The organism is Coleofasciculus chthonoplastes PCC 7420, assembly GCF_000155555.1.
Taxonomy (GTDB): domain Bacteria; phylum Cyanobacteriota; class Cyanobacteriia; order Cyanobacteriales; family Coleofasciculaceae; genus Coleofasciculus; species Coleofasciculus chthonoplastes_A.
The window spans coordinates 204398-228589 of record NZ_DS989848.1 but is presented as its reverse complement, the minus strand read 5'-3'; the positions used below and the strand labels follow the sequence as shown (position 1 = coordinate 228589).

Below are 24192 nucleotides of genomic sequence, written 5' to 3'. Positions count from 1 at the left end.
AAGCTGAAGTCAGTAGCGGGTTCGAGGACAGGTTCCGTAGGGATACAGCGTTGCCGTGCCTCCTGCCTATTGGATTCAACGCCATGCACGCCGACTGATTCCACTCACCCAATCCACGAGAATTGTCAGCATAATTAAACAGGCGATAGTGGTAACAATACCGGGCGCGTCAAAACTACTCAATTGTTCACTCAATAACCGCCCTAACCCACCCGCCCCCACTAATCCCACAATTACCGTTTCTCGCATACAGACTTCCCAACGGTACAGAATATAAGCCAGAAAACGGGGTAATGTCATCGGTAGCACCCCATATAAAAACACCAATGCAGCGGGGGTTCCCTGAGCTTTTAAGGCTTGTAATGGAGGCTGGGGGAGATTTTCTGTCACTTCTGCCATCAGCCGCCCTAAAATCCCCAAATTGTGCAATCCCAACGCGATCGCACCCGGTAAAATACCTGGAAATAAGATAAACAGCGCCACTAACGCCCAAATTGGTGCCGGAATTGCCCGACATACTAATAAAATCGCCCGTGTGAGTAAAAAGGTAATCCATACCCAAATTTTCTCGCCTCGCCCTCTTCCATGACGACTGGGATTGAGTAATCCTCCAGGTAGGAAAAAATTACGAGTCGCCGGAAAGGAGAGTAAAATGCCACCCATACCCGCCAGTGCGATCGCGAGAATGGACATGGATAGGGTTTGGGTTGATAATCGGACTAATTCTGGCAATTGTTCCCAACTGATATCCGGTGGAAAGGATACAGTTATCGCATCCACCAATAATTTCCCCGTGCGGGGTGACCAAAGTTGGGTAAAGTCAGGATGGACATACCAAAAGCAAAAGGGGATGAGTAGCACCCCCCCGATACCCGCCAGAGTAATCAACGGATCACGCGGATAGAATCCCCTTTGAGACGTAGAACCGTGATCAGCATTTAAATCCAGGCGACTGCTACAGCCTAAGCGATCGCGTAACCAAGCGCTACTCAAATCAACTATCCCGTTTAAGATAAATAGGGCATAGAAAAACGTCCACAACTGTTGATAACGCAGCGACTGCAAACTTAGGAAAATCTCATATCCCAATCCCCCAGCCCCGATAATTCCCAACACCGCCGCCGAACGAATCGAACATTCAAAGCGATAAAAGGTATAGGAGAGAAGGTTTAAAAAGGCTTGGGGAATCAGCGTATACAGAAATACGGTTAACGGTGCAACCCCACTATTCAGCAGCGTAATTAGCGGTTGACGGGGCGTCTCATCCAGAATTTCGGCAAAAACCTTTGCTACTACTGCCCCAAAGGGAAGCGCGATCGCTAAAATGGCGACTAAGGGATCAAGTCCCCAAATATTCACAAAAAACAGTCCCCACAGCATTTCGTGAATCGCCCTGGGAACCGCCAACAATCCCCGCAAACTCACCCAAATCTTAGAGGGGTGTCTCTCGATTGCACCCGGAGAAACCGCTAACCACCACACCTCAGAGGTAAATATCCCGCCAATGATTCCCAGCACCACACTGAGAAACGTACCACAGACGGCATAGGCTAACGTAGTCAGTGTCGCCTCTAAGGTTAATTGGAGAAACTCAAGGCTTAACTCCGGTTGTAGACTAGCTTGGAGAAATCGCCCCAATAAGGAAAATCCACCTGGATTCAAGATATCCTGTCTCCAGATACCCGTCTGATAGAGAGAAAGTGCGATCGCGCCGATAAATACTAATCCCCAAGCCGTTGGTGGGTTGAGAATTGGGGGACGAGATAAGGGCTGAGGTTTCACAGGATGATGATCGGGAAGCTGGGGGGAGATGAGAGTGGGTTTGAGATAACGTTATCATCAATGGCGAAATGCAATGCCCTTTAGAGTATAAGGCACTTGCTGAACCTAGGTTCGTAGTCGTCACTTTAGTGACTCAACGTTCAAATGCTGACGACACACTCTTAATACAAAGACATTCCTTTTAACTCAGTTCCATTTGTCCTAGGGTAAATTAGGAGATGGTGCGATCGCAAACCCTACAACCTATCCTACTCACCCTCTCTTCCTGACTCTTCCGGGGAAGTCTGAAAACCCTGTTAGGCTGGTAGATGAGGACATTCTCGGGTTCATTCAAAACGCAGCCCTTCCCCCAGATTGCCGGAAAAGCAAGTTCCCCGGTCTCCCTTTCTCACTATGGTCGATTGGCGTCCCTATCTCGAATCCCTCTGCACCACCTACGCCCAATGGTGGAAGGATTACACGATTACCGATGCAGTCGGGCGAACGCCACAGAAGCGGAAACAGATATCAGTGCAATTTGATTTTACATTAATGGTGCAGACGGTGGAACCGGATAGAGACGCCAGGGGGCAAAAGACGGAACAGGTTGAGACATTAACGGTACTCAAGGGGTTACGCAAATATGCGCCCCAGCATATCTTGTTAGTCGGGCGTCCCGGTTCCGGGAAATCCACAGCGCTGGTGCGGTTGCTGTTGGAAGAGACGGAAAAAGCTAAGGAAGCCTGTAGAGACGTGCCATGGCACGTCTGGGAAAAGGGGGACAGGTCAATTAAAATCCCCGTCTTGGTAGAACTCCGCTATTACCGCACCACAATCGAGGACTTAATCCAACAGTTCCTGCAACGCCATGACCCCAATTTAACCCTCAATCCCGACACCCTGAAAACTGGATTGCGACAGGAGCAATTTTTGCTGCTGCTGGATGGAATTAATGAATTACCCTCAGAAGCAGCGCGGCGGGAGTTACAGCAGTTTCGCCAAAACTACCAGAAAACCACACCCATGGTATTCACCACTAGGGATTTAGGCATCGGGGGTAATTTGGGCATAACCAAAAAACTGGAAATGCAACCCCTGACACCAAAGCAAATGCAGGAATTTGTCTGCGCCTATTTGCCACAACAGGGGAAACAGATGTTGCAGCGATTGGGGAACCGTTTGCGAGAGTTTGGACAAACCCCTCTGCTGTTAAAGATGCTGTGTGACTTGTTCCATTGTCTGGAGACGATTCCCAGCAATCTGGGTTCAGTATTTCGCGCCTTTGCCCAGCAGTATGACCGAAAAGTTAAAGCCGATGTCCCGGTTACGGAAGACTCACGGGAATTTTGGTCAGAGTTGCTGCAATATTTAGCCTTTGTCATGACGAAGGGTAATGACTCAAAAGAGATACAGGTGGCAATTGCCAAGACAGAAGCTGAGACAATTTTTACCGAGTATCTGCGTCAGCACGATTTCCTTGACCCGCCAGTTCGCGCCCGTAAATGGTTAAATGATTTACTCAAACATCACTTGATTCAACTGGGGGCAAATAATCAGATAGAGTTTCGCCATCAACTGATTCAGGAGTATTATACGGCTGAGTATTTGTTGAAGTTGTTACCGAGTCTCAGTGATGAGGAATTACAACGGCAGTATCTCAATTATTTGAAATGGACAGAACCTCTAGCGTTAATGCTGGGATTGGTTGAAGATGAAGCGCAAGCGGTGCGAGTGGTGAGGTTGGCGTTAGCTGTGGATGTGCAGTTGGGGGCAAGGTTGGCAGGGGAAGTTAAACCAGAGTTTCAAGAGCAAACAGTGGCTTTAGTGTCTGGGTTAGAAATTCCTCAGTTACTCACAATTCAGCTTTTGGGCAGAACAAAGTCTGAGAGTGCTATTTCCAACCTCATGAAAGCTCTCGAACATGAAGACTCTGATGTTAGTCGTAGGGCGGCTGACGCTTTAGGTAAAATTGGTTTACCTAAAGCTATTCCCCATCTAATTAAAGCCCTGAAGCATGAAGACGTTGGTGTTAGTCGTAGAGCGGCTGACGCTTTGGGTAAAATTGGTAGCGAGTCTGCCATCCCTGCTTTAATAGAGACCTTGAATGAAAGACAAGTTCCTAATGCTCGTGAGATAGCAGCTACAGCATTAGGCAAGATAGGCAGTGATTCCGCTGTACCTGCTCTTGTTCAGACTTTGAAAGACAAAAAATCTTCTAGTATTCGTGAGAGATATAGTATTCATGAGATATACACTAGATTAGGAGTTGATCAACGACTCGAAGCTTTTAATAGTGGAGAATATTATCTTAGAGAAGAAGTTGCTGATGCACTAGGAAAAATTAATAGTAAGTCTGCTGAATTAGCCTTAATCGAAGCCCTAGATGATGAAGAACCGGAGATTCGTAAGTCAGTTGCATATACTTTGGCAAAAATTGGCAGCAAAAGGGCTGTATTTGCTTGTGTTAAGGCTTTAAATGATGATGCTCATTTGGATCGAGAAGACATCTTTTACACCCTTGCAGAAATGGGTTATGAATTGCTTGTGACTATCTTAACTCAATCTTTGACTATTGAAAACGCTTTTGTTCGAGATATAGCAGCTAAAGCATTAGAAGAAATTAACGATCAGTCATTGACAGAGGCTGATATTAATGATTTTTACGATCAGATAGATTGGAATAGTAATAAAGCCGTTTATAAGCTAGCAGCAAGTGATGATGAGTCTGAGTCTGATTTGACTTCAATTCTGGAAATTTTACGTGATGATCCCGATCATCGTATTGATGCAGCCATTAGGATATTAGGGGAAATTGGCAACCCTGATATACTGCCTGTTCTCCATGACTTACTATTGGACACAGCAAAAAGCTACATAATTGACCCTATTTCACAAATTCAAAACCGCTGCAAATTCTACAACTTTACCCTCACTCAACCAATTCCTACCACTCCTTATCCTCTAATGCATATTCTCCACCTTAGCGATCTCCACTTTTCCACCCCTGACCAAGCAACGCTGTGGTCTACACAACTCAGACTTGATTTACGGCGCGAACTCAATATTTCTCAGCTTGACGCCCTGATCCTCTCCGGCGATATTGCTAACTACTCTACCCCAGAAGAATACGAAGCCGCCGCCAAATTTCTCAACACCCTCTGTCAAACCTTCTCCCTAAACCCCGAACAAATTACCATTGTTCCGGGTAACCATGACCTCAATTGGAAATTAGCAGAAGAAGCCTACCAACTGATTGACCGCCCTAAATACAACGGCAAACTAATCGACGGTCATTATATTAATGTCAGAGATGAAGTCATCCGAGTTCGTGACGAATCCGCCTACAAAAAGCGCTTTGACAACTTCCGCCAGTTCTACGAAACCATCAAACAAAAACCCTATCCCTTAGACTATGACCAACAATACACCCTCGATTATCTTCCCGAACAAAACCTCCTCATTTTAGGGCTAAACTCAGCATGGCAACTCGACCATCATTTCAAATCCCGCGCCAGCATTCATGTAAATGCCCTCATCAACGCCCTGGATGAAATTGATACTAATTCCGATTACGATAACTGCTTAAAAATCGCCGTTTGGCATCACCCCCTCGATAGTCCCTATCAAGATAGAATTATCGACCAAGACTTCATCGGACTCCTCGCCGTTTCCGGGTTTCGCTTCTTCCTGCACGGACATATCCACAAAGCCGAAACCAGTCTGTTCCGTTACGATATGAGTCGAGATGGGCGCAAATTAGACCGCATTTGTGCTGGAACCTTTGGCGCACCGACAAAAGAACTGGTAACGGCTACGCCTTGGCAATACAATTTGCTGATTGTTGAAAAGGATAAACTAACTGTTCGCACCCGTTGTCGTCGCGGGAAAGATGCGCCGTGGGAATCTGATAGTGTTTGGCGTCAGGGGGCGGGAAAATCGTCGTTGGATTATTATACCATTGAGTTGTGATTTTTTATTATTTGTAATTTTTTATTTGTCAGGATACCACCAACTGTAGGGGCGACCCGCTGCATTAAATTAAGAGAACCGACCGATAAATCTTGTCGGGTCGCCCTCCAGGGTATATATTCAGTGGATCAAATCGTGCGATCACGATTTGGAGGTAATATCATGTCCCTACGATTGCCCATAATTGCAATGCTGCAATAACAGGGGTTTCAGGCGTTTTTATTAGGGGTGTTTGACCGGACATGATATAAATGGGTCACTAAACAGCCTCCTGATTGTCAAATAATGCTTTAATTCCGATCTGACAAGGTGCGATCGCCCCGGAAAAACCCCTGATTAGAGGAGAGCGATCGCACCTACCAGATCCCCGACTTCTTGAAGAAGTCGGGGATCGAATTAATTAGCGTTTATCCTACGGCGCAAACCCCACCAATTGAGGCTTGTATGTCTGAATTGCTTTCATGTACTGCGCCCGTTCAAAGCTACTTTCATCAGGACAGTTAATCTGACTCATGCTACCCTGCATCTGCTTGATCGACTCATATTCATGTTCTTCCATCCAGTGGCGTACCTCTTGCTCAATCTCTTGCAGATTGCCAATCCCATGACGCAGCAGTACACTGACGATTTCCGTCACTTTCGCACCTGCCATCATCATTTTGATCACATCCTGCCCTTTATGTACCCCACTGGTAGCGGCAAAGTCCACCGACAGACGACCATACAAAATCGCAATCCAGCGCATGGGTAGGCGCATCGCTTGCGGTGTACTCAGCAAGATATTGGGTGAAACTTCCAATTCCTCAATATCAATATCTGGCTGGTAAAATCGGTTGAAAAAGACCAAACCATCCGCACCCGCCTCAGTCAACCGCTTCGCCATATTTGCCATATTGCTGAAGAAGGGACTGAGTTTAATCGCAACCGGAATACTCACCTCAGATTTCACCGCTTGCAGAATATCAAGATAATTCTGCTCAATTTCCGCCCCCGTCTGATCCATATCCGTGGGGATGCTGTAGATATTCAACTCCAGCGCATTCGCCCCCGCCTGCTCAATTTCCTTGGCGTAGTGCGTCCATCCGCCCACGGTAGCGCCATTGAGACTGGCAATGATCGGCATATTCACCGTCTCTTTTGCCTTACGGATATGCTCTAAATATTGCTCTGAACCCACATGAAAGACTTCCGCTTCCGGGAAATAGGTCAGGGCTTCAGCAAAACTTTCTGTACCATACTCTAAGTGATGGTGTAATTCCAACTTTTCTTGGCGCAGTTGTTCTTCAAATAAGGAATGCAGCACCACCGCCGCCGCGCCTGCATCCTCCATGCGCTTGATATTGTCAATATCTTCGGTCAGGGGCGCAGCTGCACCAACCACGAGGGGCGATCGCAATTCTAACCCTAGGTATGTTGTTGTCAGATCCATCCGTTTAAACCTCTTACATTATTTATGGGTAATCCTGTGGAGATAGGGGATTGTAGAGACGTAGCATGCTACGTCTCTACACTGTTATTTAGGTATTCGTCGGTTCCTTAACTTCCTCACCAGTTTGGGTTGTCTGACCATTTCCATGACCGTTTTGGGTGTCCAACTGACGGGCTGCCAGATATTGGTACATATGCCACCGAGTCTGCACATCCTGCTGCGCTTCTCCTAAAAGACGTTTAGCATCTTCTGGCTTACTCTTGGTCAGCATCTTGAAGCGGTTTTCTTGATACATGGATTGTTCCACCGGGAATTTCGGACTCCGCATATCCAGTTGCAGGGGATTCTTCGCTTCTTTGACTAAATCGGGATTGAAGCGATACAGCAACCAACGCCCGGACTCAACCAACGCCTTGTGATGCGACATCGATGTGGTCATATTAATCCCGTGGGCAATACAGTGCGAATACGCCAAGATTAGGGATGGACCATCATACGCCTCCGCTTCTAAGAACGCCTTCAAGGTATGTTCATCCCGCGCCCCCATTGCCACACTAGCAACATAGACATTCCCGTAGGTCATCGCAATCAAACCTAGGTCTTTCTTCGCTGACGGTTTACCCGCTGCTGCGAATTTCGCCACCGCCCCCCGTGGGGTAGCTTTGGACGCTTGACCACCCGTGTTGGAATACACCTCAGTATCCAACACCAGGATATTCACATTACGACCACTTGCCATCACATGGTCTAAACCCCCGTAACCAATATCATACGCCCAGCCGTCACCGCCAATAATCCAGACACTCTTCTTAACCAGGTAATCGGCTAAACTTAACAACTGCTTGGCTTCGGGAGAGTTCATCCCTTGCAGTTTCTGCTTGAGTTGCGCCACCCGTTCCCGTTGTTCCCAAATATCAGCTTCGGATTTCTGTTCCGCGTTGAGAATCCCACCGACTAAGTTATCGCCAATCTCACCCGCTAAAGTTTGCACTAACTCAGCGGCAAATTGGGTGTGTTTGTCAATGGACACCCGGAAGCCAATGCCAAATTCGGCGTTATCTTCAAATAAGCTATTCGACCAAGCCGGTCCGCGCCCTTCAGCATTCTGTGACCAAGGCGTAGTTGGTAGATTTCCGCCGTAAATCGAGGAACAGCCTGTGGCATTTGCCACCACCATGCGATCGCCAAATAGTTGAGTCGCCAGTTTCAGATACGGCGTTTCACCACAACCCGCACAAGCGCCGGAGAACTCAAATAGGGGTTCCTGCCATTGCTGCTGGCGAATCCGGTCTAAATTTAAGGAACGGCGATCGGGATTAGGAATATCTAAGAAGAAGTCCCAATTTGTCTGTTCCTGTTCCCGCAACGGTAACTGGGATTCCATGTTAATCGCCTTCAGCTTAGGCTGAGACTTATTCTTCGCCGGACAAACATCGACACAGATTCCGCAACCGGTGCAGTCTTCTACCGCCACCTGAATCGTAAATTTCTGTCCCCCATACTCTTTATCCCGTGTATCCGTGGACTTAAAAGAATCTGGGGCATTTTCTAACACCTGTGAGTCGTAAGATTTACCTCGGATCACCGCATGGGGACAAACCATGACACATTTCCCACATTGGACGCAGACATCGGGGTCCCAAACGGGAACTTCTAATGCTACATTGCGTTTTTCCCATTTCGTCGTGCCAGTGGGGAAGGTACCATCCACGGGCATGGCACTCACGGGCAGGTTATCGCCATCCCGCGCCATCATTTGACCCAACACATCCCGGACAAAGGCTGGGGCGGTGTCGGGAACTGGGGGACGCATATCCACAGTGCTGTCTATTGTGTCAGGTACTTGCACTTCAGACAGATGCGCCAAGGCGTTGTCCACCGCCTCAATATTCATGCGGACAACTTCTGCACCCTTCTTGCCGTAAGTCTTTTCGATGTACTGCTTAATTTTCGCGATCGCTTCTGCTTTGGGTAAGACATTCGCCAGTTCAAAGAAGCAGACTTGCATCACGGTGTTAATCCGCCGTCCCATGCCACTGCTAACTGCCACTTGGTTAGCGTCAATGACATAGAACTTCAACTGCTTGTTGACAATTTCCTCTTGGATTGGGCGGGGTAGTTTACTCCACACTTCATCTTTACTGAAGGGACAATTCAGCAGGAAGGTTGCACCAGGAGCAGCTGAACTCAGAACGTTCAATTTTTCCAGGAATAGCCACTGGTGACAGGCGACAAAGTTCGCTTGGCTAATCAGGTAGGTTGAGCGAATCTTTTCGGGTCCGAAGCGCAGGTGAGAAACGGTAACGGCACCGGATTTCTTGGAGTCGTACACGAAGTAGCCTTGGGCGTAGTTCTCGGTTTCTTCACCAATAATCTTGATCGAGTTCTTATTCGCGCCCACGGTACCATCTGACCCTAAGCCATAGAACACACAGCGTACCACAGTTTCGGGTTCTGTGGAGAAGTTGGGATCATAGGAGAGGCTGGTATTGGTCAAGTCATCGTTGATGCCAATAGTAAAATGGTTCTTCGGTTGGTTAGCCGCCAGGTTATCGAAAATCCCCTTAACCATCGCGGGGCTAAATTCCTTGGAGGATAAGCCATAGCGTCCACCGACAACCTTGGGTTTGGGACTATCCGCTTCCCAAGCTTCCTCAACGGCTGTCACGATATCCAGATACAGGGGTTCACCACCAGCACCCGGTTCTTTGGTTCGGTCTAAGGCAGCGATACTCTTGGTGGTAGCCGGTAATGCCTTGACCAACTGTTTCATGTCAAAGGGGCGATACAGCCGCACTTTGATCATCCCTACTTTTTCACCCTGTTTGTTCAGGTAATCCACGGTTTCATGGACGGTTTCTGTGCCAGAACCCATGAGGATAATTACTCGTTCGGCATCAGGGGCACCGTAATATTGGAACAGTTCATACTTGCGCCCAGTGAGTTCGGCAAATTTGTCCATGGTGTTCTGGACAATTTCCGGGCAGGCGTTGTAGTAAGGATTAACGGTTTCCCGTGCTTGGAAATAGACATCCGGGTTTTGGGCAGTGCCGCGCAAGACGGGGCGATCCGGGGTTAGACCCCGCGCCCGGTGTTCCATCACCCGTTCATCATTAATCATCGCCCGCAGATCTTCGTCTGCTAGGAGTTCAATTTTCTGAACTTCGTGGGAAGTGCGGAAGCCGTCAAAGAAATGGATAAAAGGAATGCGGGATTCTAGGCTAGCGGCGTGGGTAATTAACGCTAAGTCATGTGCCTCTTGGACTGATCCCGACGCCAACAGACCAAAGCCGGTGGCACGACACGCCATCACATCTTGGTGATCCCCAAAAATGGACAGGGCTTGGGCGGCTAGCGATCGCGCGGCGACATGGATCACGGCTGAGGTCATTTCCCCGGCGATTTTGTAGAGGTTGGGCAGCATTAACAGCAAGCCTTGAGAGGCGGTGAATGTACTGGTTAATGACCCTGCCTGCAACGCGCCATGGACTGTACCTGCCGCCCCGGCTTCACTCTGCATTTCAATGATTGAGGGAACAGTACCCCAGAGGTTCTTGCGACCTTCTGAAGACCAGGCATCTGCCCATTCTCCCATGGGAGAAGCGGGGGTGATCGGATAAATGGCGATTACTTCATTGAGTGGGTAGGCAACGCGAGCTACCGCTTCGTTTCCGTCTAGAGTTGCAATCGTTCGTTTCGTCATAGTTACAAACCTTTTTGGGTTGCTGGGTAATCTTTTTTGTTTGGGGCGCTAAACTTCAACTTAATTCCTTATCTATTGCAAATCCCCTATCAATTTCGTCTCTTCCACTACAAAACGTCAATTCTTTTGGCAATCGAATTAGCATAAATTTTCCAATTGAGTCCTTCTTTGAACAACGTCAATGTTGTTTTTTCTCGGCGGACATAAATCGACTTTCAACCCCCAGGCTATATGGCTGACGGTCGTTTCCGGGATTCGTTAACGGTCTTTTAACCTTCCCGCCTTCTTCCGGATACTCTTCTATTATCTAACAAAAATTTAGTAATTTAGGTAATCTAACTTTTTTTTAATTTATTTAAGACTTTGGCAACTCCCTACCTTAAAATAATCTAAATAATAAGCTGTATTAGTTTTTACAAGCTGGGATATTTTAACTTGATTAAGTATTAGTACAAAATAATTAAGAAATATTTCATTTCGTAAATATTTCTCAGCTTCTCAGCCATTGAGGGAGATGGGCAAAAAAAGAGTTCCCTGGATCAACCCGTTCATCTGATTGGTCGCAGTACGGCAGGGTTGCTAGACTAGCGCTATACTCGTCACTATCGGCAACGAGTGCGATCGCTAACCCTGTTGGGTGTCGGTGTGTCCGCCGTCGCCAATTCAGTCATCGCTGGGATTGGGCTAAGTTTAAACTATACTCTATATCTTGACCACACATTCCAGAATTAATTGTGAGCCTAGTTCTTCAAGTTCTAACTATCAACGATGAGTTGAAAGACTTTGAGCGGCTGTTTCAACTTTGGCAGCAAGTCAACCAGACAGACTTGGAAGTAGTCTTCGATTTCTCTGGATGCAGCTTTCTACGACAAAATGCTGTAGCTTTTCTCGGTGGGTTAGCCCGCTTAATTGAATCCCAGGAGGGTAAAGTTAGCTTCAATTGGGATACACTAGACAATCGAATCCGGATAAATCTTCAACAAAATGGTTTTATGCACATCTTTGGGGAGGGTGTAAAGCCTTGGGAAGGAAACTCCATCCCATATAGAGAAGACCGAGAGCTAGATAAAACGGGTTTAGGGGATTACCTATCTGAACAATGGTTAGGTCGTGGTTGGGTTCATATCGATCCATTATTGAAAAGCCGTATTGTTTCAACTGTCTGGGAAATCTATGCAAATGCCTTTGAGCATGGGCAAACAAAGATTGGGGTTTTTAGTTGCGGACAACACTACCCCAACCTGAAAGAACTGAACCTAACTGTCGTGGACTTCGGAGTTGGTATTCCTCGCAACGTTCGCGATTTTTTGAAGCAGACTGACTTATCAGCAGATGAGACGCTCAAATGGGCATTTGAGCCGGGAACAACCACCAAACATGGTATAGCAAGGGGCATAGGACTTGACTCTTTAAAACAATTTGTCAGGGTGAATGAGGGAAAACTGGAGATTTTCAGTCATAATGGATATGTCATAATTGACAAAACGCAAGAAACGTATCAAAGTAGTCAAACTTTCTTTGAGGGAACACTGGTCAATATCACACTTAAATGTGATGAGTCTTATTACTCACTAGACTCGCTGAACTCTGAACCCAGCGAGGAGGCACTGTTCTAAAGGGAGGTCAGAACGATGAAAAAATACAATATCCACGACCTAGTGGGCAAATACTGCATGACTCTTGAAGATGGTCAAACCGTTTACCAACTCATTCACCCGGAACTGATAGCCGATCATCCTGTCGAGGTAGACTTTGCTGGAGTAGATTTTTTTGCTTCCCCCTTTTTTAATTTTGCCATTGGTCAATTGCTAGGAGACATAAAACCAGAAACCCTCAACCGTTTGCTTAAAGTGTCTAACCTCAACCCAGTTGGCAAACAGGTACTCAAAGCGGTGATTGAGAACTCGAAGCGGTATTACTCAGATGAGTATACTCGCAAAGCAGTAGATAAAGTCGTTAGCGAACAAGCAAATAGTCTTTGATGGTAATCAACTACACAGTTCAGGCTGAGGTTTTTGATATTCACTCTGATATCCCAAAATCTGATATCCCAAAACAGGATGACATTTTTCTTGTTGACACTAATGTCTGGTACTGGCTCACCTATACCCAAGCTAGTACCTCAGCACTATCTTATCAGACTAATGTGTATCCCTCCTATTTAATGAAAGCTATTTCTGTTCAAGCTTCACTCCGATACTGTGGTCTTTCCCTAGCAGAGTTAGCACACAATATTGAGACAACAGAACGAAAAATTTTTTCCGCCACAATAAAAGCCAAAGACTATCGCCACAACTACCCATCGCAAAGAGCTAATGTTGTAACCGAAGTTCAAACTGCTTGGAGTCAAGTTACATCTATGGCTTCATGTATTGATATTACAGTGGATGATGTTAGCATTAACAAATGTCTAGTCAGACTCCAGACTCAACCCCTTGATGGTTACGATCTGCTCATACTCGAAGCAATAGCTCAAGCAGGAATCGTGAACGTGATTACGGATGATGGTGACTATGTAACTGTTCCGGGAATCCAAGTTTTTACAGCAAACCGTAACGCGATCGCGGCTGCCGCGAATCAGGGTAAACTTTTGACGAGGTGAAAATATGATTTCAACACTCAGACTTTTTAGCATTTCTCCTGAATCCGTCTCAAAATCACAGACTTGATCATATTTTACGGATATCCTACCCTATCCCCGTAGTGCGATAGTATAGCAATAGACATATCGATTAGGACGTTCGGCACCATTGTAGAGACGTTGCATGCAACGTCTCTACATAAATGATGTGTCCTAACAGCCATGGCGGTTGCTATAGTTCATCCCAGTCTTGCGTTAGACTGGCTAACTGATTTCCATACTTTTCTGTGAAATTAGGAATTGTCTCATGAATACTGCGACACTGGCAACATGGATTCTCAGCCCTTTACTGGGACTGGCTATCTTACTATTCATCTTCCGGATTATCCTGACCTGGTATCCTCAGATCGATCTCAACCGCTTCCCCTTCAATCTGGTTGCTTTGCCCACCGAACCTTTTTTAGTCCCAACCCGCAAACTGGTGCCGCCCATTGGGGGTGTGGATATTACGCCGATTATTTGGGTTGGGATTGTTAGCTTACTGCGAGAGATTCTTGTCGGTCAGCAAGGATTACTGACCATGATCCACTGACTGCCCCTAACCCTTTAAGATTGGGCGGTTGCCATCATTTGCTCAACAAAATTCGTATAAACATCACCACTGAGAAACGCTGGGGTTTCTAAGATTTTTTGGTGGAAACTCAGCGTGGTGGCAACCCCAGTAATCGCACATTCACGCAGGGCGCGTTTCATGCGGCGAATCGCGGCATCGCGGTTGGGTGCCCATACGATTAACTTGCCGATTAATGAGTCGTAATAGGGGGGGATTTCATAATCGGTGTATACATGGGAATCCATCCGCACACCAGGTCCTCCGGGTGGTAGATACCCACTAATCCGCCCCGGTTGAGGACGGAAATTGCGATCGGGATCTTCGGCATTAATCCGACATTCAATCGCGTGTCCCTGAAGCTTCACTTGGTCTTGCGTCAGTTTCAAGGGTTCGCCTTGGGCAATCCGAATCTGTTCGGCAATTAAGTCCAATCCTGAGATCATCTCGGTGACAGGATGTTCAACTTGAATGCGGGTATTCATTTCCATAAAGTAAAAATTCCCCATGGCATCCAGCAGAAACTCAACCGTACCCGCCCCGACGTAATTAATCGACTTGGCAGCCATGACAGCAGCAGTTCCCATTTTTTCTCGCAGTTCTGGGGTTAAGGCGGGACTAGGGGCTTCTTCTAAGAGTTTCTGGTGACGCCGTTGAATGGAACAGTCTCGTTCTCCCAGATGAATCACGTTACCGTAACTATCAGCAAGAATTTGAAACTCAATATGGCGGGGACGGACGATAAATTTTTCCAGATAAAGTCCTGGGTTGCCAAAGGCGGCGTCGGCTTCTCCTTGGGCGGCTTGAAACAGGCGACTCATGGCACTCTCATCGGGAACCAAACGCATCCCTCGTCCGCCACCGCCTGCTGTGGCTTTAATCATCACCGGATAACCGATGTCTTTGGCAAGTGTGATGGCTTCTCGTTCACTACTCAACAATCCCTCACTTCCGGGTACGGTGGGTACTCCTGCCCGTTGCATGGTTTCCTTGGCGGTGGATTTATCCCCCATCGCCCGCATCGCTTCAGGTGACGGACCGATAAAAGAGATTTGATGATCGGCGCAAATTTCGGCAAATCGGGCATTTTCTGCCAAAAAACCATAGCCGGGATGAATGGCGGTGGCGTTGCGCGTCAGGGCGGCGGCGATAATATTAGGAATATTCAAGTAGCTTTTGCTACTGGGCGCTTCACCGATGCATATAGCTTCATCCGCCAGTTGTACATGGAGGGCGTGTTGATCGATGGTCGAGTGAACGGCAACGGTGGCAATTCCCATTTCTTCACAAGTTCGGAGAATTCGCAGGGCAATTTCCCCACGATTGGCAATTAAGATTTTGGCAAAGTCCATAAAACAGCGCTGCTATATCCGTATTCAGTAGGATAAGGGGGATTGTCCCCTTTGGTGGCATCCTTGAGGAATCATTAGTGACGTTTTTTGGTGGGATTTCAACAAAATTGTCGGGAAGTCGTAATTTCTCAAAAGAGTTGATATAATAGGTTAGCCATGCGGATGTGGTGGAATTGGTAGACACGCACGCTTGAGGGGCGTGTGGCGTAAGCCTTGCGAGTTCGAGTCTCGCCATCCGCACTCCCTGGTGTATGAGGGCATCGGGAAGCGACTCGCATTGTTTGTCCGTCCCAACTTTGTCCGTCCCAGTAGGGTAACCGGGGAAAAGATGTGCGATCGCCTGCGTTTGGGTGCAGAGAACATTTAGGATTGAACGTCACCCCAGATTAGGGGACGCTTGTATAAATAAGACGTTTGACAAATCTTTAAGGTTTCTTTACATTGCTAAAGGGTAATGGCGTGGGTGGGAAAAATCCCAAACCCTTTAGATTTCAGCGCCTTGAGAGAAACGACTGGTAAGGTTTCTAGTCAATCTCTGACTGTGGAAGCGCTAAAGCGCTCACTACGAACTGTGGAAGCGCTAAAGCGCTCACTACGAACGGCGCGATCGCGCGTTTCTCCGGAAATGGCTATGTTGCGGTTGAAGGTGAATACAAGTAAATCGCAAGTAAGCGATGTAGCTATTTAACAATCCGTAATACAATAGTTGATAATACTCAACAAAATTGTTCGGTTGACAACAATAGAGAGGTGAAGTTTATGTCTACAGTTTCCAAGGAGCCAAACTTCATGCTAATCGATCTAACCGATAATGTTTGGGTCAATACCCTGATTCCCAGTGCTAACCATGCCGCGTTGCGTTGTGGATTTGCGGGATATCCAGTGAATCCTCGTTGGAATGCTGCCAAGTTTAAAGCTTGGAAAACTGGGCGTCAGTGGCGAGAGGCATTAGCACAAGGCGAAATGGCGGTGCGTTCTCACGATTCCATGTTAGTTCCGGTATCTGAGTTAAACGAGAATGGTTTAGAGGAGAAAGAAGCGAAGGCTTCCGACTCGCAACCCGTTGCATCTACCAATCATTCACGGTTTAAGTTTCCGTTGAGACCTAAACAAATATTAGCCGCATTCCACGCTGTCTCTTGAAAGACAAATTTTATATGCAGGATTTTCAGGGGAGAGACGCGATTAATCGCGTCTCTCATGGTGTTTGACGATCTCCTCGTCCTTTGTCATGCATTGAAATTGGGTATTTCCTGTTGCCTATTGCCTATTCCCTATTGCCTCTCCCCACCACAAGACATTCAGCAGCCCCTACATTAGAAAACCCCGCTTATGACCACAAGTGTATTAGAACGCAATCATATCAATATCCTCGGTGAAGGTACTCAGACGATCATCTTTGCCCATGGCTTTGGTTCAGATCAAACCGCTTGGCGTCATCAAGTCGCCGCCTTCGCCTCTGACTATCGGATTGTCCTTTTTGATCATGTCGGTGCTGGAAAATCCGATTTTTCTGCCTATAGTCCCCATCGCTACAGTAGCCTCTATAGCTACGCCGAGGACTTGCTGGAAATCTGTCATGAGTTAAAACTTACAAACTCCATCTTGGTGGGTCACTCAGTCAGTGGTATGATTAGCTTGCTAGCTGCACTCATCGATCCCTCATGCTTCAGCCAGCTTATTTTTGTTGGTGCATCTCCTCGGTATCTCAACGATGTGGGATATGTGGGTGGGTTTGATCAGTCTGACCTAGATGCACTCTATGGAGCGATGTCAGCAAACTACTATGCTTGGGTGAGTGGTTTTGCCTCAATGGTGATGGGAAACCCTGAACGTCCGGAACTGGCAACGGAATTTGCGAATACTCTGACGGCTATTCGTCCAGATATTGCCCAAGCCGTTGCTCGAGTTATATTCCAGTCGGATCACCGGAAAGAGTTACCGCGCCTGAATGTACCGACTCTGATTCTACAATCGAGTGATGATGTTGCTGTACCTCCAGAAGTTGGTCAGTATATGTCAGATAACATCCCTGAGAGTCAGCTAATCAATATAAAAGCATGGGGTCATTTACCTCACTTGAGTGCGCCAGATACCGTAACACAAGCGATCGCGGCTTGTCTTTAGTTCTTAACTTAAAAGGTGTTGAGATAACAGGAGTTCGTAGTCGGCATCCTTTGTGCTAGAAGTGCTTTGGCTCTGATGACAAACACTCTATGTCAACGACATTCTTCTTCTTCACTTATTGTTAATGCTCATTGTTGTCCTTGGCTCATCCCAATCAGCTTCCTACATTTAGGCGATTTTTAATCGGACTATTGCTGATTCTGGTTGGACTAGATACGCTTAATCCCAGCAGAATCTCAACGTTGAGTCTAGGATCGATTGTCTTTACTGTCATCGTTTTGTTCCCTCTACCTGCTTGGGTTCTGAGTCTCTTCACCGCCACAAAAACGGGGCAAGATAAGGGAGTAGAGGAACCGAGAAGCAGAGGAGACAATGGAGATGGAGCCAATCCCCGATCGCTGTCTGTAATCGGGTTGATTTTGATCGTTGGCTGGCTGCTTGTTAGTCGGTATGCCTACTTATGCCCTTGGCTCACAGGAGTGAGTTTGGCGATCGCATCGGGTTTGCTGGTGCGTCGTTTCCTGTTAGAGATTGAATGGAAATTAGCAGCGGGTTCTGTACTCGCCGCGATCGCACAATCAGATACCCATACTCCAGATCAGCTTATTGAGCAGGTTACCCGTTTGTTGTATGAGTTATGCCAAGCCGACGCCGCGATCGCACTGCGTCAACTGGATCAGGTAACGGCTCAATCACTCGTCAGTTTCCCATCTACGGCGCTACCCAATCAACTGACAACCCCGAAACTCTTTGCTGAAGCCCTAACCCATAAACGCACCCTATTCTATGGGAATTATCCGGCGACGCCCAAAGCCGCCCCTGTGCTTGTCGCTAAAGGTACCAAGTCTCTAGCGGTACTCCCCCTGCGGAAGGAACAAACGACACAGGAGCAAGGTGCTATCTTATTACTCTGGTATCGCCAAACTTACCTACCCTCATACCAGCGTCATTTCCTGGATTTACTACTGGGGGAACTCCACACCCTTCTACGCCTACAAACCACCACGTTTCGCCTCGAACAACTCCAAGCCCGCTACAATGCCATTTTAGAAATCCCTCAGGGCGTCGTATTTGTTGATATCAGTGGCGGACAAGGTTGGCTAAATCCAGCCGGGGCAAAGCTTTTGGGATTAAAACAGGGAGACGTGGAACCGAGTGCGATCGCTCAGGCGATGGCAACCTTACGCAGCAGCGCGGATAATCAGGAAGAGATTGCTAAACAGGCGGCACAACTTTTTTCTCAACCCGAAGCAGAAATTCACGACTGGATTTGGACATTTAGTCAACCCCAATCATTGGTACTGAGTATCTCAAGTTTCCCCACTTACGGTCAAGATATTCAAGGTCGCCTCTGGTTGTTCAATGATATCACTGAGAAATATTTGGCACAACAAGCATTAGCAGAACGTACAACCCAACTGGAAACGGCGAATGAACAACTGGAAACAGTTAATGACGCCTTACGATTTACGCAGTTTTCAATTGATCGAGCGGCTGATGCAATTTTCTGGATTGGGCAAAATGGAAAGTTATTGTATGTCAATTATGCCGCTTGTCGGTTGTTGGGGTATCCTCTGAATGATTTGCTGTCGATGAAAATTCATGAGATTGATGCTAATTTTACAGCTCAGAGTTGGTCAGATCATTGGCAGATTATTCAACAATGTGGTTCCCTCTGTCTTGAATCTCATCATCGCAGCAAAACGGGTAAACGTATCCCCGTAGAAGTGCGAATTAGTTATTTGGAATTTAACGGCAAGGAATACAACTGTGCCTTTGTCCGTGATATTACCGAACGCAAGCAAGCTGAGAAGGCATTACGTTGGGAACAGGAGAAAGCTGATCGTTTATTGTTAAATATTTTACCCAAACCCATTGCCGAGCGATTAAAACAGGAAACCTGTCTCATTGCCGATCGCTTTGCTGATGTGACGATTTTATTTGCCGATCTTGTTGGTTTTACCGATATTTCGGCGCGGATGCCGCCCACACAATTGGTTTTCTTATTAAATCAGATCTTCTCCCGATTTGATCAATTAACGGAAAAACATGGGTTAGAGAAGATTAAAACAATTGGCGATGCTTATATGATCGCCAGTGGTATTCCCACTCCTCGCAAAGACCATGCTGAAACCATGATCGAAATGGCATTAGATATGCAAATCGCCATTGCTCGCTTTAACCAATTTCAGGATGAAAATTTCTGTCTGCGGATTGGGATCAATAGTGGTCCTGTGATTGCTGGAGTAATTGGCACCAAGAAATTTATTTATGATTTGTGGGGAGATGCGGTTAATACCGCTAGCCGCATGGAGTCTCATGGTATTCCTGACAAGATTCAGGTTACAGAAATGACATACAAACTCTGTAAGGACAAGTTTTTATTTGAGCAGCGAGGGCAAATTCCGGTTAAAGGAAAGGGGGACATGATGACTTATATAGTTATCAGTCGTAAATAATTCAATATTTGTTCATGGTTCATGGTTCATGGTTCATGGTTAGCTCATCTGCTAACGTGGGTATACTGTACTGCATTTGATTAAGTTTTGTTGTATAATCATTAGTTTATCAAAAATATATTGATTTTTTTTGAGTAATCTAAAAAAAATTAACTCTATGTGTTTACACAAAAGTGTAACATTTGTCAATCCGCCAAAGTACACAAAATAATCCAAAAATTTGGCGGAAGCGAAATTATGGGGATTGAATAAAAATAAAAGTAATATTAATTAAGAGATGTAAATCCCTTTAGCAAAGACGGAGAGATTAGGCTCATGTTCATGTCAACCTTGCTCTATCTGAATCACTACATCAGAATTGAGATGCCAAATCCAGATGTTGATAACACCATCTACGTGTGTATTTGTCGAGCTTCCGGCACTTATGAGCCCGATGAGTGCGAACCGTATGTAACGGATTACCAACTCAGTGCAAAGTCCCCTGATCCAAATGATTGGATTAAGGAAGCCATGGATAGCGCGATCGCCACATTGGATAAACTCGGGGTGAAATACTACAACCCAAAGTTTTTGACAGCGCATCCTGCCTGTAGTCAAGAAGTCGCGTGAACCAACGCCGCCGACTGGATCTGGTATCGTTGAACTGAAAAAATTAGCACAAGTTATTCTAGTCCTGTGACAATTGTCACCATTGATAACCTTTTTTTGATTAATCTCCTCAGAAGCGCTTTCACGCGGCAAAGGGCGGGTTTTTCTGCCATTTAAGAGCATCTAAATCCGTCCCGACAGGGTTTTCATCCATAACCGACAAGGAAATTCTCGATAATGTATTACAATTACATACAAACAGTATTATGAGAGTGCAAAATGGTTATCAGCGCTCAACTTGATTATGGATGCATCTCCAACGCAGACGAAGCTGAACAACTTGGCGAACTACTGACGCAATGTTTTGGTAGTTCCCTAAACAATTGGCAAGTTTACCTGAATCGTATCGGTCAAGATAATTTCCGTCTCATTCGTCAAGGGGAAAAGATTGTTGGCGGTTTAGCCATTTATACCATGGGACAATGGTACGGGGGTCAGTCCATACCCATGGCAGGAATTGCCGCCGTTGGCATTGCCCCAGAGTATCGAGGTACAGGGGCAGCTTATAAACTGATGCAATGCACACTCCAAGAACTTCATCAGCAAGGCGTACCCATTTCCACTCTCTACGCCGCTACTCAAGTTCTCTACCGCAAAGTCGGCTATGAACAAGCAGGGATTCGGTGTCGTTGGCAGATACCAACCCAGACAATTCAAAAGCGCGATCGCACTTTACCGATGTTCAGGGTAAAACCCGTAAACTATGAGGTTTTTCAGGACTTATATTCTCAACAGGCGCAAACAACCAACGGTAATTTAAATCGAAATTCAGCGATTTGGCAAAATCTGGTTGAAGCACCAAATGATCAGTCCATTTATGCTTATCTTATCGGTGCCAAATCTCAACCGGAAGGCTATGTAATTTGTACCCAATCTTCAAACGCTGAGGGCTTATTGCTGAATATTAAAGATTGGGCATTCCTTACCCCAGCCGCCGCACGGCGTTTTTGGACATTCTGTGCGGATCATCGTTCTCAGGTGAGGCAAGTACGTTGGTATAGTTCGTTGATGGATAGTTTAACTTTACCCTTAGTGGAACAAACGGCTCAAATTCGCCAGCAAGAACGTTGGATGCTGCGGATTCTTAATGTTCCGAAAGCGTTGGAAAAACGAGGATATCCTTTAGAGATTGAAACTGAATTACATTTACAGGTTCAGGATGATTTATTTGCCGCTAATAACGGTAACTTTATCTTGAGTGTGTCTCAGGGACGCGGGAAAGTCACACCCGGAGGCACTGGTGAATTCCGTTTGCATGTAAGGGCGTTGGCTTCTCTGTTTACCAGTTTATTTACACCTGAGCAACTGCAACGGATGGGGTATTTGGATAGTACAGCGGCAGCGTTGTCAAGAGCTAATTCACTATTTTCTGGCTCATTACCTTGGATGCCGGATTTCTTTTAATCGGGATTGGGAATTGGGGTTGGCATTAGTTTTAAGTTGAATGTCACTGACTGGTATGCTGGTGGGTTGAGCGAAGTCGAAACCCACCCTACGATAGATAAATGGTTTTGGCGCTCCCCAAATGCTTATTTCAGTGCTATTTGTGTTAAGTTAAGCTACAGCCTAAGCTGTTCGGCATTTAAACCATAATGTCAAGAATTGCGAGATCCTTGTAGTGCGTTTAGCGAAGCCATGCCGCAGGCTTTAGCGAAGCCATGCCGCAGGCTTTGCATCTTGCTCGCTACTAATACCCAATTTAAATGCATTACAGCCTATACCTTCAATTTAGGAAAGGGCGGGTTTTGTTCTAAATGTTATCGGTGATATTCAAGTTGAGTGGCTAAACCCGCCCCTACAATTGGCAGACGCTTCAAAAGTACGTCTCTACATGACTTTTTACTTTTTTTATATTCATGTCACTCCATCAAACTTCGGGTCGCTGGCGCTTGGGATTAGCGCTATCTTTAATTACTGTATTTATGTGGGGGATTCTCCCTCTAGCGCTAACCATAACTCTTCAGGTTTTGGATGTTTATACAATCACCTGGTTTCGTTTTCTTATGGCTTTTGGATTGCTGGCGCTTTTTTTAGCCACAAGACAACAGTTTCCGTCATTACAGCAACTGCGGTCAGCGTCTCTGGGACTATTAGCGATCGCGACTCTTTTTTTAGGAGGTAATTACCTGCTATTTTTGCAAGGGTTAGGGCAAACGTCTCCTACAAATGCCCAAGTATTGATTCAGTTAGCCCCCATGTTTTTTGGTTTGGGCGCTTTGGTGGTTTTCAAAGAACATTATACTCTGCGTCAATGGATTGGTGTGGGTATTCTGGTGTTGGGATTTACTCTATTTTTCCATGATCGATTCCAAGTTGTAATCACCTCACGCTCTACCTATCTATTGGGTAATATGATTATCGTCTTAGCTGCTGTAACTTGGGCGATTTACGCTTTGGCACAAAAACAGCTTTTGCATAAATTACCGTCTACGACGATAATGCTGGTAATTTATGGCGGTTGTGCTTTATTATTCACGCCGCTAACGACACCGCAATCCCTTCTCAGTTTGAGTCCGTTACACCTGAGTTTACTCCTGTTTTGTGGATTAAATACCCTGATTGCGTATGGGGCGTTTGCAGAAGCTTTGGAACATTGGCAAGCCTCGCGAGTGAGTGCGGTATTGGCACTTACACCGTTGGTGACATTAAGTTCAGTTTGGATGGCTTCGCGCTTTATCCCCAGATGGGTTGCACCGGAACAGTGGACAGGTTTAGGGTTATTGGGGGCAATGTTAGTGGTGTCGGGTTCGATCGCGATCGCGTTAGGGCATCGATTACCTTGAAACACCTTTGGTTTTGCTGCAAGGGCGATCCGCTTGCATTCATTCACAACGGCATGTTCTTCAGAGAAGGGATTGAGAAGTTTTTTTAAGTTTCATGACAATAACTCCTCAGCTACAAATCAAGGTCATCAACGGCTTAATCCTAAGCCAGGACTGAATTTTCCCGGCAATTTCCAGAGGACGCGATCGCACTATCCTATGCTGAATATCACAATTATCCTGTGATGGAAACATCTAGATCATCACAGGCGTTATCGCGTAGGATGCAATAGTTCATCTCAAACCTATCGTGGTTTAAAGGAAGGGGCATTATGAACACCTCTTGGATTCGCACCGCAACCATTACCGTCATTGATGTGGCTTTGCTTTGCACTGCTCCTCTATTAATTCAACTCTTTTCCCACTTGCCATAACTGGATTACCCAAAAGTCTTGAATACAGATTCAACCCGTACCCAACAGATACAGCAACAGGTTAACCAGGCGATCGCGTCTCTCAAGTCTCAAGGAATCCACGATTGGGAGATTTTGGATACTTGGTCTAAACTACTCCATCAGCAGGGTAACTACGCGGCTGCTGACACATTGGCATCCGCCGCCTACGAATTAGGGGTTGCTGAATAAGTCTTGTAGTGGGGTAGGGAGCAGGGGAAGCCGGGGAAGCTGGGGGAGCAGGGGGAGCAATGATACATTTTCCCTGATAGCGGTGCAAGGGTATGAAAGGGTTTTACCTTATGTTCTTGAAGATGAGCCAATGTCCATGCTACTCAA

17 protein-coding genes and 1 tRNA gene are annotated in these 24192 nt (G+C 46.3%); 14 read left to right on the top strand and 4 right to left on the bottom strand.

Annotated features, from left to right (window positions below; all coding sequences use genetic code 11):
* Nucleotides 1-75: 75 nt before the first annotated feature.
* Nucleotides 76-1782 (bottom strand): PhnE/PtxC family ABC transporter permease, encoded by a 1707-nt coding sequence (locus MC7420_RS13205; RefSeq protein ID WP_006100942.1) that lies wholly within the window; start codon nucleotides 1780-1782, stop codon nucleotides 76-78.
* Nucleotides 1783-2175: 393 nt separating this feature from the next.
* Here MC7420_RS13205 and MC7420_RS13200 point away from each other — a divergent pair, with 393 nt between their 5' ends.
* Nucleotides 2176-5730: a HEAT repeat domain-containing protein gene (locus tag MC7420_RS13200; protein ID WP_006100818.1), complete on the top strand. Its 3555-nt coding sequence runs from the start codon at nucleotides 2176-2178 to the stop codon at nucleotides 5728-5730.
* 412 nt (nucleotides 5731-6142) lie between these two features.
* Here the strand turns inward: MC7420_RS13200 and MC7420_RS13195 are convergent, their stop codons facing one another.
* Together MC7420_RS13195 and nifJ are read right to left on the bottom strand one after the other, a co-directional pair.
* Nucleotides 6143-7159 carry a dihydroorotate dehydrogenase-like protein gene (locus tag MC7420_RS13195; protein WP_006100999.1) on the bottom strand — a complete coding sequence of 339 codons (1017 nt, stop codon included), beginning with the start codon at nucleotides 7157-7159 and terminating at the stop codon, nucleotides 6143-6145.
* Nucleotides 7160-7247: 88 nt separating this feature from the next.
* Nucleotides 7248-10862 carry a pyruvate:ferredoxin (flavodoxin) oxidoreductase gene (gene nifJ, locus MC7420_RS13190; protein WP_006100905.1) on the bottom strand — a complete coding sequence of 1205 codons (3615 nt, stop codon included), beginning with the start codon at nucleotides 10860-10862 and terminating at the stop codon, nucleotides 7248-7250.
* A gap of 773 nt (nucleotides 10863-11635) precedes the next feature.
* Between nifJ and MC7420_RS13185 the strand changes: the two genes are divergently transcribed.
* The 4 genes from MC7420_RS13185 to MC7420_RS13170 all read left to right on the top strand — a co-directional run bounded on the left by MC7420_RS13185 (nucleotide 11636) and on the right by MC7420_RS13170 (nucleotide 14035).
* The gene (locus MC7420_RS13185; RefSeq protein ID WP_232231699.1) at nucleotides 11636-12478 is read left to right on the top strand and encodes an ATP-binding protein; all 843 of its coding nucleotides are present in this window, start codon (nucleotides 11636-11638) and stop codon (nucleotides 12476-12478) included.
* Nucleotides 12479-12493: 15 nt separating this feature from the next.
* A complete protein-coding gene (locus MC7420_RS13180) occupies nucleotides 12494-12844 on the top strand; it encodes an STAS-like domain-containing protein (RefSeq protein WP_044206971.1) in 351 nt (116 codons plus the stop codon).
* Nucleotides 12844-13464, top strand: a complete 621-nt coding sequence (locus tag MC7420_RS13175) for a hypothetical protein (protein WP_006100976.1) — start codon at nucleotides 12844-12846, stop codon at nucleotides 13462-13464. Before MC7420_RS13180 ends, MC7420_RS13175 begins: the two co-directional genes overlap by 1 nt.
* Nucleotides 13465-13750: 286 nt before the next feature.
* The gene (locus MC7420_RS13170; RefSeq protein WP_006100881.1) at nucleotides 13751-14035 is read left to right on the top strand and encodes a YggT family protein; all 285 of its coding nucleotides are present in this window, start codon (nucleotides 13751-13753) and stop codon (nucleotides 14033-14035) included.
* A 14-nt stretch (nucleotides 14036-14049) separates the two neighbouring features.
* On the opposite strand, the gene accC is transcribed toward MC7420_RS13170, so the two are convergent.
* The gene (accC, locus tag MC7420_RS13165) at nucleotides 14050-15405 is read right to left on the bottom strand and encodes an acetyl-CoA carboxylase biotin carboxylase subunit (RefSeq protein WP_006100845.1); all 1356 of its coding nucleotides are present in this window, start codon (nucleotides 15403-15405) and stop codon (nucleotides 14050-14052) included.
* Between the two features lie 158 nt (nucleotides 15406-15563).
* Here accC and MC7420_RS13160 point away from each other — a divergent pair.
* From MC7420_RS13160 to MC7420_RS13115, 9 genes are all read left to right on the top strand, one after another.
* A tRNA-Leu gene (locus tag MC7420_RS13160) sits at nucleotides 15564-15645 on the top strand.
* A 214-nt stretch (nucleotides 15646-15859) separates the two neighbouring features.
* On the top strand, nucleotides 15860-16093 hold the full coding sequence (locus tag MC7420_RS13155; RefSeq protein ID WP_044206968.1) for a hypothetical protein: 234 nt from the start codon (nucleotides 15860-15862) through the stop codon (nucleotides 16091-16093).
* A gap of 71 nt (nucleotides 16094-16164) precedes the next feature.
* Entirely contained in the window at nucleotides 16165-16548 is a 384-nt protein-coding gene (locus MC7420_RS13150; RefSeq protein ID WP_006100992.1) for a hypothetical protein, read from the top strand.
* A gap of 189 nt (nucleotides 16549-16737) precedes the next feature.
* Complete coding sequence (locus MC7420_RS13145) at nucleotides 16738-17532, top strand: alpha/beta fold hydrolase (RefSeq protein ID WP_006100972.1); 795 nt, start codon at nucleotides 16738-16740, stop codon at nucleotides 17530-17532.
* A 140-nt stretch (nucleotides 17533-17672) separates the two neighbouring features.
* Nucleotides 17673-19991 carry an adenylate/guanylate cyclase domain-containing protein gene (locus MC7420_RS35155; RefSeq protein WP_198016448.1) on the top strand — a complete coding sequence of 773 codons (2319 nt, stop codon included), beginning with the start codon at nucleotides 17673-17675 and terminating at the stop codon, nucleotides 19989-19991.
* Nucleotides 19992-20306: 315 nt separating this feature from the next.
* Nucleotides 20307-20600, top strand: coding sequence for a hypothetical protein (locus MC7420_RS13130; RefSeq protein ID WP_006100786.1), 294 nt, complete (start codon nucleotides 20307-20309; stop codon nucleotides 20598-20600).
* A gap of 258 nt (nucleotides 20601-20858) precedes the next feature.
* Entirely contained in the window at nucleotides 20859-22043 is a 1185-nt protein-coding gene (locus MC7420_RS13125) for a GNAT family N-acetyltransferase (RefSeq protein ID WP_006100808.1), read from the top strand.
* A 452-nt stretch (nucleotides 22044-22495) separates the two neighbouring features.
* Entirely contained in the window at nucleotides 22496-23422 is a 927-nt protein-coding gene (locus MC7420_RS13120; protein WP_006101020.1) for a DMT family transporter, read from the top strand.
* Nucleotides 23423-23853: 431 nt separating this feature from the next.
* A complete protein-coding gene (locus MC7420_RS13115) occupies nucleotides 23854-24045 on the top strand; it encodes a hypothetical protein (protein WP_006100926.1) in 192 nt (63 codons plus the stop codon).
* Nucleotides 24046-24192: the final 147 nt, after the last annotated feature.

Bases quoted from the DNA above. Each gene is read 5' to 3' on its own strand.
- MC7420_RS13200 (WP_006100818.1), top strand. From the start codon at position 2,176: ATGGTCGATTGGCGTCCCTATCTCGAATCCCTCTGCACCACCTACGCC.
- MC7420_RS13195 (WP_006100999.1), bottom strand. From the start codon at position 7,159: ATGGATCTGACAACAACATACCTAGGGTTAGAATTGCGATCGCCCCTC.
- nifJ (WP_006100905.1), bottom strand. From the start codon at position 10,862: ATGACGAAACGAACGATTGCAACTCTAGACGGAAACGAAGCGGTAGCT.
- MC7420_RS13180 (WP_044206971.1), top strand. From the start codon at position 12,494: ATGAAAAAATACAATATCCACGACCTAGTGGGCAAATACTGCATGACT.
- MC7420_RS13175 (WP_006100976.1), top strand. From the start codon at position 12,844: ATGGTAATCAACTACACAGTTCAGGCTGAGGTTTTTGATATTCACTCT.
- MC7420_RS13170 (WP_006100881.1), top strand. From the start codon at position 13,751: ATGAATACTGCGACACTGGCAACATGGATTCTCAGCCCTTTACTGGGA.
- accC (WP_006100845.1), bottom strand. From the start codon at position 15,405: ATGGACTTTGCCAAAATCTTAATTGCCAATCGTGGGGAAATTGCCCTG.
- MC7420_RS13155 (WP_044206968.1), top strand. From the start codon at position 15,860: ATGGCGTGGGTGGGAAAAATCCCAAACCCTTTAGATTTCAGCGCCTTG.
- MC7420_RS13150 (WP_006100992.1), top strand. From the start codon at position 16,165: ATGTCTACAGTTTCCAAGGAGCCAAACTTCATGCTAATCGATCTAACC.
- MC7420_RS13145 (WP_006100972.1), top strand. From the start codon at position 16,738: ATGACCACAAGTGTATTAGAACGCAATCATATCAATATCCTCGGTGAA.
- MC7420_RS13130 (WP_006100786.1), top strand. From the start codon at position 20,307: ATGTTCATGTCAACCTTGCTCTATCTGAATCACTACATCAGAATTGAG.
- MC7420_RS13125 (WP_006100808.1), top strand. From the start codon at position 20,859: ATGGTTATCAGCGCTCAACTTGATTATGGATGCATCTCCAACGCAGAC.
- MC7420_RS13120 (WP_006101020.1), top strand. From the start codon at position 22,496: ATGTCACTCCATCAAACTTCGGGTCGCTGGCGCTTGGGATTAGCGCTA.